Source organism: Mesoplasma chauliocola (genome assembly GCF_002290085.1).
Lineage (GTDB): Bacteria > Bacillota_I > Bacilli_A > Mycoplasmatales > Mycoplasmataceae > Mesoplasma > Mesoplasma chauliocola.
The window spans coordinates 804003-816427 of sequence record NZ_CP023173.1 but is presented as its reverse complement, the minus strand read 5'-3'; the positions used below and the strand labels follow the sequence as shown (position 1 = coordinate 816427).

Below are 12425 nucleotides of genomic sequence, written 5' to 3'. Positions count from 1 at the left end.
AAACCTTTTAAAATAAAAATATCAACAAAATCAAAAAAATTTAATTATCGTTTTTTCTATATATAATAAATAAAACATAGTTTTAAATAAGTTTGTGATTTTTTTAAAAATAGGCATATAATTATAAATAATCAAAAAAGGAGTTTTAATGAAAACCATAATAATCGGAGGCTCAGCTACTGGAATGGGAGTTGCTGCTAAACTTAATAGACTTGATAAAAATTCTGAAATTATTGTAATTCAAGACAAGGAATATGTTTCATTGGGAGCGTGCGGAATTCCTTACTATGTTGGAGACAACTTTCAAAATCCTGAAGTTTTAATTGCTAGAACAGTAGAAGAATTTCAAAAAACAGGTGTACAAGTAATTAATAACACAAAAGTTGAAAAAGTAGATTTTGATAAAAAAGCAGTATATTTTAAAAATAAGGAATTGAAATATGACAACTTGGTTATTGCTGTAGGGGCGAAACCTATTATTCCATCAATTAAAAATATTGATGCAACAAATATATTCACTGTAAATTCAAAAGAAGACGCGATAGTAATTAAAAAAGCAATTAATAATAATAGCAAGGTTCTTGTTATTGGTTCAGGCTTAATAGGTCTTGAAATGGTTGAAAACATTAAGCATAGCAGTAGAGCAGAAATAACAATTATTGAAAAAGCAGATAGAGTTTTGAAAAATCTTTTAGATCAAGAGTTTACAAAATTAGTTGAAGAAAAGATAAAAGAGCAAAACATAAAACTAATTAAAGAAGATGAAATTGTAGAATTTGTTAAAGATAAGGATAATAAAGTTTGTGGTGCTAGAACATTAAGCGGGAATGTGATTGATTGTGATGTTGTAATTTTAAGTATAGGAGTTTTACCAAATACTGAATTATTTAAAGAAACAATTATTGATTTAGAAACAAACGGAGCAATTAAAGTCAATGAATATTGCGAAACTAATGTTGAAAATGTTTATGCTGGGGGAGATTGTTGTAGCAGTTTGAGTTATTTATATAAAAATAGAAGAACATTTTATTTAGCGACTGTAGCAAATAAACAAGCAAAAGTAATTGCAAATAATATAAGTAAAGCAAAAAGCAACAAATTTGCTGGTGCACTAGGCACAACAATTATTAGATTTTTTGATTTAGAATTAGCGAGATCTGGTGAAAATAGAATGTTTATAGAATCAAATAATTTAAAAACAAAAGAAATTTTAATAAAAGACAAGGATCACACAAATTATGTAAGTGATCAAGAAGAATTATGGTTAAAAATAATTGTTGATGAAAATACAAATCAAATCATCAATGTGCAAATGCTTGGAAAAAACAAAGCAGTGTTAAGAATTTATGGATTAGTAAGTTTGATTTGAGCAAGAGTGAATGTTGATGAAGCATTAGAGCAAATTGATTTACCGTATTCTCCACCATTTTCTAGAACAACAGACATAATTCATATTGCATTAAGTAAATTAATATAAAAAGAAAAGAGGTAACTTAAATGTTATTAAGTAGTTTTAAAGAAACATTCCTACAAAACTTTTTAAGCATAAGTACATGACAATCTCTATTAGCGATTTTATTGTTCTTTGGTTTAATGGGTGGATTTTGATATGGACTAAAACAAATAAAAATTAAATTTGTATATAGAATTCTAATTGGTATGTCAATTGGATTAATTTTTGGTGTCATAATTCAGGCTATTATAGGTTTCCCTGGCGGTTCATGATTTGCTCATAGTGGAAATTCCGCATGAGCTTCAGTTGATGGAACTTGAATTGATATATCAGGTTATTACATACAATCAGGTGAAGCTTACGTTAAAATCAGTTCTATAATTGGAACAGATGGATACGAACAAATAATTAAAAATTTAAGTTTAGGAAATATTTTTATAGATTCTAATGGTAAAGCTGCTTTTGAAGGAGCAATAACTTTTGTTCCTGATGTTAAATCAGGAATTCTTTGAGTAGAAGAATTTAATACTTGAGCAACAATGTTAAAGCAAATTTTTATTAATGGTATTTTATTAATTACCATACCTGTTGTATTTATTGCAATATTCAGAGTTGTTGCAAAACCAGGAACAAGCGGTCTAGGAAGAATTTCGGGAAAAGCCATTGCAATTTTACTAATTAATGTTGCAATTGCATTTACAATTACATTTTGAATTGGATACTTTTTAAACATAGGTAAAGGGTTAAATTTTGATCAACAAATTGCTGGAGGATCAGGAAGAACAGATGCAAAAGCATTGCCAGACATAATTTGAGGATATATACCTTCAAACTTTGTTGCTACTCTTTCTGCAACAGCAATTATACCTGTTATTGTATTAGCGGCATTAATCGGATACGCAACAACATTTGTTAGAAAAAAACATCCAGAGTCAATGGAAAATTTAAATAGATTTATGGATAGAGCTTGAGATATTGTTATGTCAATTTTAATGACATTTATGAAAATAATGCCTCTTGCTGTTATGGCTATGATCACAACTTCTATTACAACAAGAGCAATTGGTGCATTAGCTTCAATAGGAATGATTTTAGCGGTAGGATACATCGGATTATTTGTTATGTTAGGTGTTATGACATTAATATTATTTGTATCAGGTGTAAATGTAAAAGCTTGATGAAAATATGCATGAAGACCTTTAATTCAAGGATTTTCAACTCAATCATCAAACGCAACATTACCAGTTACAATGGAAACTCTTTCAAAAGAAATGAAAGTTCAAGATAAAATAACAAGTATTGTAGCACCACTTTCTACATCATTAGGGTTAGTTGCCTGTGCTGGAGTTCAAGCGGGATTAATTACATCTGTTTTATATACAGGTTCTGCACAAGTTGCTTCAATGAATATCTTTGCATTCTTTATTTTAGGTTTATTTACTACAGTCGTTGCAAGTATTGGAATTGCAGGGGTTCCTGGAACAGCTACAGTTGTTACATCAGCAGTTTTAAACGGAATTGGATTTGGAACATACTTTGCTCCAGTTTATGCAATATTTGGAGCAATTGATGGTTTATTTGATATGGGTAGAACTGCAACAAATGTTACAGGTGGAGTTTTTGCAGCAACATTAATTGCTAGGGATGAAGGCTCATTTGAAGAAGGGACTGAATTAGTTACTCAAAAACAGATTGATTCAAGAGTTCAAAAATATGAAAATAAAATTGTAAAAATCAATAGTAAAAAAGAATTAAAATCTCAAAACGCTGAAAAAAAGAAAATAAATAGACAAACTAAAAAAGCAAAAAAATAAATAAATTGGTAAAATAAATAAAGTTTTAAAGTTATAAAGGAGTTAATATGACTAAATTTAGATTAAGATATGCACCATCACCAACAGGTTTTTTACATATCGGAAATACTAGAACAGCTTTAATGAATTATTTATTTGCTAAGCACTATGATGGTGACTTTATTGTAAGGATTGAAGACACTGATTTAGAAAGAAACGTTGAGGGAGCAATCGAATCGCAATTTGAAAACTTAAATTGACTAGGCATTATTGCTGATGAGTCGTTCTTAAAACCTGGAGAAGAAAAATACGGTAAGTATATGCAATCTCAAAAATTTGAAAGATATGAAAAATTAGCTCATGATTTAATTAATCAAAATAAAGCTTATCGTTGTTTTTGCACAACAGAAGAATTGGAAAAAGATTATGAAGAGCAAGTAGCTAAAGGAATCGTTGCAACTAAGTATTCTGGGAAATGTGCAAAACTATCTAATCAAGAAATCAACAGCAACATTGAAGTTGGAAAAGAATTTTCAATTAGATTCTTAGTACCTGAAAAAATTCTAAACATTAAAGATTTTATTAAGGGTGATATTACATTTGATTCAAAAGAATTAGGTGATTTTGTTATTTTGAAAACAAATAAAATTGCAACTTATAATTTTGCTGTTGTAGTCGATGATTTTGATATGGAAATCACTCATGTTTTAAGGGGTGAGGAACATATTTCAAATACACCAAGACAAATTCTAATTTATGAAGCTTTTGGCTGAAAAACTCCAAACTTTGGTCATATGTCTTTAATTATTGATTCAACTGGTAAAAAACTTTCAAAAAGAAGTGGTAATGCATTATTCTTTATTGAACAGTATAAAAATCAGGGTTATCTACCAGAAGCTATGTTCAATTATATTTCTTTATTAGGTTGATCACCGACTGGGGAAAAAGAGCTATTAACAAGAGAAGAATTAATCAAAATGTTTGATGATAAAAGATTTAGTAAATCTCCATCAACATTTGATATGACAAAAATGAAATGAATTAATTCTCAATATATGAAAAATTTAAATGAAGAACAATATTTAGATTTTACTAAAAAGTTTATTGATTCAAATAGATTTAATATTTCAACTAAATCAATCGAATGATTAAATCAAGTTCTTTTATTGTTTAAAAAAGAATTAGAATTTGCAGAACAAATTAATAATCATTTAGATATATTCTTTAATGATATAGACTTATCAAGCGAGATTATTGATGGTTTAAAAACAATTGATAACTATGAATTAGTTATTGTAGAATTTAAGAATCAAATAAACAGTCTAACTAATTGAACAACTGAGGAAATAAAAAAATTAATTAAAATCGTAAGTGAATTAACTTCTAAAAAAGGAAAAGAGTTATTTATGCCAATTAGAATAGCTGCTTCAAATTCAGAGCACGGTCCTTCTTTGGCAGATGTAATTTATCTTTTAGGAAAAGAAAAGGTTTTAGCAAACATTGCTAAAATTAAGTAGGGGTTTTGATTATGGAAAAAGTATTTAGAGATAGTGTGCATGGTGATATATTCATCAACGAAGAAGTTTTTATGGAAATCATTAACTCACCTGAAATGCAAAGACTAAGACGCATATTACAATTAGGTGGTTCTCAGTACGCTTATGCAGGTGCAACGCACACAAGATTTACACACTGTATAGGCGTTTATCATATTATTAATCAATTTTTAAAAACTCCAGACTTTTTAAAAATACCTCATAAAGATAGAACAGCAGTTTTATTAGCAGGTTTAATGCATGATATAGGTCATGGCCCATTTTCACACACATTTGAAAAAATTGGTAATAGACATCATGAGCAATATAGTGCTGATATAATTACTAATCCAAGTGGAAATATATCAAAAATTTTGAAAAAGCATAAAATAAACCCAAATGATGTTGTTGCTATTTTAGAAGGAAAACACCCAGTAAAGGTTTTAAATTCACTAGTAAGCAGTCAACTTGATGCAGATAGAATTGATTATTTGATGCGTGACTCATATTATTGCGGTGTTAACTATGCAGCTGTTGATATAGAATTTTTAATCAGAAACGTAAAAATTATAGATGATAAAATAGTTTTTCCCAAAAAAACAATTCATGCTATAGAATCATACCTATTAGGTAGATATCATATGTATAAACAAGTATATGAACATCAACTTTCAACAGGTTTTGATGTAACATTTCAAAATTGGTTTAAAAGATTGCTGGATTTAAATGAATTAGGTCATGAATTCAAAGATTCAAGAATAAAAAAATATTTTAGTGCAATTTTTAATGGACAAAATATTTCAACAGATTTATACTTAAATTTAGATGATTTTACAATGATAGACATTATTAAAAATTCTCAATTGGAAAATGATCATATTTTAAGTGATTTAGGTTCTAGAATAATTAACAGAAATTTTTTAAAATTAAAAGAAGCTGATGAAGTGAAAATTAGAGAAATTAAGAATATGTTAAAAGAACAGGGTAAAGATCCTAAATACTACTTTACTGAACCAATTTCTAAGAAACCAAATATTTATAGAGATGGTGTAATTGAAGGAAAAGATCAAACAATTTATATTGTTGATAAAAACAATACAGTAAAATCACTTACTAAGTTTAGTTTATTAGCTAATACAGTAAAACAATTTGAAGATGAGAAAATAGTAAAAAAATTCTTTTTTCCAAAAGAATTTATGTAAAACTTGATAGAGAGTAAGGGGGAATAAAATGGAAAATTTATCAAACATTGATTTAGCTTACGCTTTTTTAAAAAAACGTAAAAATCCAGTCAAATTGATGGATATATGAGACGCGATAAAAGATAAAGCTATAAATCATAAAAATGATGAAAACGAAGCAATTGCTGATTTATATAGTGACTTAGTTCTTGATGTTAGATTTGCCCTTTCTCCAAAGGGCGAATGAGCATTAAGTGATGACTCAAAAATTGAAGATATTAAGAAAAAATTTGTTGAAAAACCTGTTAAAAAGAAAATGATTAGTTTAGATGAAGACGCTGAAGACTTAACTGAAGAAAATATAAATTCAGATGAAGACGAAGAAGACCCAGAAATTTATGATGATCTTTTTGTTGAAGAGGAAGAAGACGACGCTACATCAATTTATTATGATGAAGATGAGGATATGTAATATTTAAAGAAAAAGTTGTGAGCTTTTATGTTTTAGCAACTTTTTTTATTTTTTAGAAGGAGTAAGATTATGGCAAAATTTGTATTTGTAACTGGTGGAGTGGTTTCAGGCTTAGGAAAAGGAATCACAGCTAGTTCGTTAGGAAATTTATTGAAAGCAAGTGGGTTAAAAGTGTTCATGCAAAAATTTGATCCATATTTAAATGTGGACCCAGGAACAATGAGTCCTTATCAGCATGGAGAAGTTTTTGTTACAGATGATGGTGGGGAAACTGATTTAGACTTAGGGCATTATGAAAGATTTATTGATGAAAAATTGACAAAGATGTCATCAACATCAGCTGGAAAAATATATCTTGAAACCATTAATGCTGAAAGACGCGGGGATTGAGGAGGCCAAACTATACAAGTTGTTCCTCACATTACTGATTCAATAAAAAATAAAGTTTATCAAGCAGCTAAAACTTCAGGTGCAGATATTATCATTTCTGAAATTGGTGGAACAGTTGGTGATATCGAATCTCAGCCATTTATTGAAGCAATTAGACAAATTAGAATGGAACAAGGAAAAGAAAGTGTAGTTTTTATTCACGTTGCATTGTTGTTATATTTAAGTGCATCAAAAGAATATAAAACAAAACCTATTCAGATGTCTGTTAAAGAATTATTAAGTTTAGGAATTCAACCAGATATTATTGTTCAAAGAACTGATAAGCATTCTTCAAAAGATATTAAAGAAAAAATATCATTATTTTGTAACATACCTACAACAAATGTAATTGACGCAATTGATAAGGAATCTATTTATGAAGTTCCACTAGAAATGTATAATCAAAATCTTCATGCACTTGTTTTAGAACAATTACAAATTAAAGTAACAAAAACTGATATGACTGCTTGAATCAAATTTATTGAGAAAATAAATCAATCAAAACAAGAATTTGAAGTTACTTTTGTAGGAAAATATATTGAATTACAAGATGCTTATCTATCTGTTATTGAATCATTGAAAATATCGGGATATGAGTTTAATAGAAAATTAAAAATTAATTGAATTCAAGCTGATAAAATTAATGAAAATAATTACCAAGAAGTATTAAAAAACGCTAAAGGTATCTTAGTGCCTGGTGGATTTGGTGATCGTGGAGTTGAAGGTATGATTTTGGCGTCTAAATTTGCAAGAGAAAACAATATCCCATATTTGGGTATTTGTCTTGGAATGCAAATAGCGACTATTTCAATGGCGAGAGATTGATTAAATCTCTCAACAGCAAACTCGACAGAATTTGATCAGGCAACTACAGCACCTATCTTTGATTTCATTAGAGGAATTGATGTTCAAAACTTAGGCGGCACTTTAAGACTTGGTGCTTTTTATAAGACAACTATTAAAAAAGGAACAATTGCAGAAAAATTATATGGAGCAAATGAGGTCTTTGAAAGACACAGACATAGATATGAATTTAATAACGAATATATGAAGTCATTAGAAGATAAGGGTTTAGTATTTTCAGGAATATATGAAGATAAAAAACTTGTTGAAATGATTGAGATACCAGCACACCCATTTTTTGTAGCAACCCAATTTCATCCAGAGTTTACTTCAAGACCAAACAAACCCAATCCTTTATTTAAGGGATTTGTTGAAGCTATAATTAAAAATTCTTAGAATTATTATAGTTGTATAATTTTTTAATAATATATTATTAAAATAAAAAGGGAGAAATTTTATGATAATTGAAAAAGTTTATAAAGCAAGTAATGAACAGGAAAAATCACAAAGAAGAATTGCTGAAACTATAATTAGTGAAATAACAAAAAATAATAAGTTTACATTAGGAATAACTCAACTTGCTGAAAAAAGCCAAGCATCGCAACCCACAACAACTAGATTCATTAATGAAATTTACCCAGAGGGAAATTATAAACTTTTTAAAGAAAAATTAAATGAAGAAATTAAGACTTACTTTAAAAGCAATTATGAGAAAAATAATTTATTTGATAATAAAAAAAGAATGCTATTAGATATCACAAATACTTTAGAAAAAATTGATGATAGTCAAATAATTAAGGCATCAGATTTATTAGTAAAAGCAAATAAAATAAATGTTGCTTCACTTGGCGGAAATTATTCAATAAAATATTTGTTTGAGCATAAATTAACAAAAATTGGAAAATATGCAATGTTAAGTTTAGATTGACACCAACAATTAATAAATTTAAATTTTATGACTAAGACTGATGTATTAATTGTTATATCATATTCTTCGGATAAGAATGAAATTTCAAAAATAATTGAAAAAGCTCTTATTAAAGGAATAAAAATAATTTTATTAACTGGGGAATTTAAGAGTAAATGAGAAAATGAAGTTGATATTTGTATAAAAATACCATCAACGGATGCTAAATTTAGATCTTTCTCTTTTACTTCAAAAACTTGTATGAATTTAGTAATAGAATTAATTTTTAGAGAAATGTTGAAAAATATTTTACCTGAAATAGACGTTGTTGAAGAATGAAAATGGCAAAATAAGTAATGGGGTACCATTATTTTTTTGTGTTCTGAAAAAATATTCATTTTTTGAATAAAATGGAGTACTATTTAAGTAGGAGGCCATATGGATAAAAAAATATTAAACAAAAATAATATATTTATTAATTTAGATTTGAATACACAAGCTGAAGTTTTTGAGTATATTGCTAATAAAGCTTATGAATTAAAATATACAAGTAATGAAAAAGCTCTTATTAAAGGATTTAAACAAAGAGAAAAACAATCAACAACAGGATTTGAGGATGGTTTTGCTATACCACATGCAAGAATAAAAGAAATAACACAACCTTCTATATTTTATATAAAACTTAAAAATAAAATAGATTGAAAATCACTTGATGGAAAAGGAACAAACGTTATCTTAGCATTGCTTATTCCAGATACACCATCAGGTGAAGAACACTTAAAAATGCTAAGCTCACTAGCTGTGAAAATTATGGATGAAGAAATTAAAAAAGAATTGCAAAATCCTAAAAGTTCATTAGATGTTTTAAATATTTTATTAAAAGAAAACAATGAAAAGGAACAAACTAAATTAAAAAGTAAAGTAAAAGTTGTAGGTATAACAGCTTGTGTAACTGGAATTGCACACACTTACATGGCTGAAGAAAAATTATTGAAAGCTGGTGCAGAGATGGGCTATCAAATTAGAATTGAAACCCAAGGATCAAAAGGTGTAGGTAATAAATTAACATATAAAGAAATTGAAGAGGCAGATGTAATTATATTAGCAACAGATATCTCTGTTGAAATGGATCGTTTTGTAGGTAAAAAAATATTTGCTACAAAAGTTGTTGATGCAATTAAAGACCCTAAGAAATTAATTGATAAAAGTATTAAGGATGGAAAAATTTATGAATCCAATAATACAGAAGGATTTAATAATCAAAAGGGTAAAAAGGCAGCAACAAATGATTCACCACTAAATCATATTTTAGCAGGTATCTCATATATGATCCCAATGATAGTATTGGGAGGTATTTGTTTAGCGTTTTCATTAGGATTAGCAAAAGCAATTTGAGGTCCTGAATCTGGAACAGCTGGACCAAATGGTGAATATAAGTGAGGTATACTTGCTATTTTAGATAGCATTGGTGGAGCAGCATTTACTTTAATGATTCCTGTGCTAGCTGGTTTTATAGCAAATTCAATTGCTGGTAGAGCGGCAATAGCACCAGCTATGGTTGGAGCATTTATAGGAAATGATACTTCTAAATTAGCTTCTTGAATTCCGGGAATGGATGCTGTAGCAACTCCTATGGGATTTATTGGAGCAATAATTGCAGGATTAGTTGTAGGATATTATGTAAGATGAGTTAACAATTGAAAAGTTCCAAAATCTCTTGCACCAGCAATGCCAATATTCTTTATACCACTAACTGCTGGTATATTAATATCATTAATATTTATATATATCTTAGGAGCACCAATAGGATATGTTATGAGTCAAGTGCAAGCAGGAATTGAAAAAGCATATAACTCAGGCAATATAGGTATATTAGTAGGTTTAGGTTTAGGTATTATATTAGGGGCAATGGCCGGATTTGATATGGGTGGACCAGTTAATAAAATTGCTTTTATTACATGTTCTGCTCTAATTACTGCTGGGGTTCAACAACCAATGGGCGCAATGTCAGCAGCAATCCCAGTAGCACCATTAGGAATGGGATTATCAACAATTTTATTTAAAAGATTTTACTCAGAAGAAGAAAGAGGAATGGGAATAGCTGCGATTATAATGGGAACAATAGGGATTTCTGAAGGTGCTATACCATTTGCAATTAGAGACCCAAAAAGAGCAATAATTTGTAATGTTCTTGGATCTGCTGTTGCTGGTGGTATTGCTGGTGCCTTTATGATAACTGACGCAGCAGCACATGGTGGACCAATTGTTGCAATATTAGGAGCAGTACCTTATGGACCCATGACACTTTACTACTTTATTGCTGTAATTTGTGGAGTAGCGGTTACAACATCATTGTACGGTATTTGACAAATGAAAGATGCTGGTGCTTATGGTTCTGTTAAAGAAGCACATGTTATTAATTTGGAAACATTAAAGCTAGAAAAACATGAAAAAATATTGCAAATCAAAGAAGAAATGAAAAAACTAAAAGAAAATAATGGTACAGAAAAAGAAATAAATATACTTAAAAATGAAATTGAAAAAGTAAATGAACAATATAAAATAAATGTTAATATAGCAAAAAAAGATTTTATGAATATTAATAAAAAAGAAAAAGAGTTTATAAAAAATTCTTCACTTAAAAAAGATATAAAATTTATTTCAGAAAAATATAATTCTGAAATTAAAACTTTAAAGGAAAAAAGTCTAAGTAAAAAGGAAAAGGCAGATTTATCAAAAATAGAATTTAAAGATTTTAAACAAAAACTAAATTCTGAAATCTTAAAAATTAAAGAACTTAAGGAAAATGAAATTAAAAATTGCAATATAGATTTAAGAAAAAAATATAGAGAAGAATATAAAAATAGAATTTAAAGAGATTTAAAATGAAAATAATAAAAATAAAGCCACATTTTTCTGAAAAGATATGAGGTTCAAAAGATTGAAAAAGTTTGGGATATGAAAACCCAAGCAATAAAAAATTTGGAGAGGCTTGAGTTATTTCTGCTCATCCAAACGGATTAAGTTTTTTAGATGATGAAGAAATAACTTTAAAAGATTTTTTTCAAAATAATAAAAATTTTTTTGGAAGAGAAAGCTATGAAAAGTTTCCATTACTTTCAAAAGTAATAAACCCTACTGAAAATTTATCCGTTCAAGTTCATCCAAATGATGAATATGCAATTAAAAATGAAAATGACTTGGGAAAACCCGAATCATGAATTGTTTTAGATTGCCCAAAAGATAGTGAAATTATTTACGGGCATTCTGCTCAAAATAAAGAAGAATTTATTGAATGTGTTGAAAATAATAATTGAAAAAAATTGCTTAAAACCATAAAAGTTAATAAAGGTGATTTCATTTTTGTTCCATCTGGAAAAATTCATGCTTTAACAGCAAATGTAAAGGTTTTTGAACTTCAAAGATCAAGTGATGTCACTTATAGACTTTATGATTATGACAGATTAGAAGAAGGAAAAAAAAGGGAATTGCAGATAGAAAAGTCAATTGATAATTTAACTTTTCCTGATAATAAATTGAATGTTGTTAAAAATGCAAGTGGAAGAGTTTTTTCTTCAAATTTCTTTTCAATATTTGTTTATAAATCAACTTTGCATACAAATTTTGTAAAGTATGAAGATTCATATTGAATTGAGTTAACTGTTGTTAAAGGCGAGGGAACAATCGGAGGGGTTAAATTTCAAAAAGGTGAATCAGCAATTATTTTAAGCAATTTTTCAGAAATTATAATAGAGGGTGAAATTGAAATAATTTTTTACTGAATTAAAAAATAAAAAATCTCGAAAGAGATT

9 protein-coding genes are annotated in these 12425 nt (G+C 28.1%); all 9 read left to right on the top strand.

The window, feature by feature from the left end:
* Positions 1–148: 148 nt before the first annotated feature.
* The 9 genes from CK556_RS03655 to CK556_RS03615 all read left to right on the top strand — a co-directional run bounded on the left by CK556_RS03655 (position 149) and on the right by CK556_RS03615 (position 12407).
* Entirely contained in the window at positions 149–1477 is a 1329-nt protein-coding gene (locus CK556_RS03655; RefSeq protein WP_027875509.1) for an FAD-dependent oxidoreductase, read from the top strand.
* Between the two features lie 20 nt (positions 1478–1497).
* The gene (locus CK556_RS03650; protein ID WP_051412754.1) at positions 1498–3267 is read left to right on the top strand and encodes a dicarboxylate/amino acid:cation symporter; all 1770 of its coding nucleotides are present in this window, start codon (positions 1498–1500) and stop codon (positions 3265–3267) included.
* 47 nt (positions 3268–3314) lie between these two features.
* Positions 3315–4763 (top strand): glutamate--tRNA ligase, encoded by a 1449-nt coding sequence (gltX, locus tag CK556_RS03645; protein ID WP_027875511.1) that lies wholly within the window; start codon positions 3315–3317, stop codon positions 4761–4763.
* Positions 4764–4774: 11 nt separating this feature from the next.
* Positions 4775–5983 carry an HD domain-containing protein gene (locus tag CK556_RS03640; RefSeq protein ID WP_027875512.1) on the top strand — a complete coding sequence of 403 codons (1209 nt, stop codon included), beginning with the start codon at positions 4775–4777 and terminating at the stop codon, positions 5981–5983.
* Between the two features lie 28 nt (positions 5984–6011).
* Positions 6012–6434: a DNA-directed RNA polymerase subunit delta gene (gene rpoE, locus CK556_RS03635; protein ID WP_027875513.1), complete on the top strand. Its 423-nt coding sequence runs from the start codon at positions 6012–6014 to the stop codon at positions 6432–6434.
* Positions 6435–6503: 69 nt separating this feature from the next.
* A complete protein-coding gene (locus CK556_RS03630; protein ID WP_027875514.1) occupies positions 6504–8102 on the top strand; it encodes a CTP synthase in 1599 nt (532 codons plus the stop codon).
* A gap of 61 nt (positions 8103–8163) precedes the next feature.
* Positions 8164–8970: a MurR/RpiR family transcriptional regulator gene (locus CK556_RS03625; protein ID WP_027875515.1), complete on the top strand. Its 807-nt coding sequence runs from the start codon at positions 8164–8166 to the stop codon at positions 8968–8970.
* An 81-nt stretch (positions 8971–9051) separates the two neighbouring features.
* Positions 9052–11487: a fructose-specific PTS transporter subunit EIIC gene (locus tag CK556_RS03620; protein WP_027875516.1), complete on the top strand. Its 2436-nt coding sequence runs from the start codon at positions 9052–9054 to the stop codon at positions 11485–11487.
* Between the two features lie 11 nt (positions 11488–11498).
* The gene (locus CK556_RS03615) at positions 11499–12407 is read left to right on the top strand and encodes a type I phosphomannose isomerase catalytic subunit (protein WP_027875517.1); all 909 of its coding nucleotides are present in this window, start codon (positions 11499–11501) and stop codon (positions 12405–12407) included.
* The last annotated feature ends 18 nt before the right edge of the window (positions 12408–12425 follow it).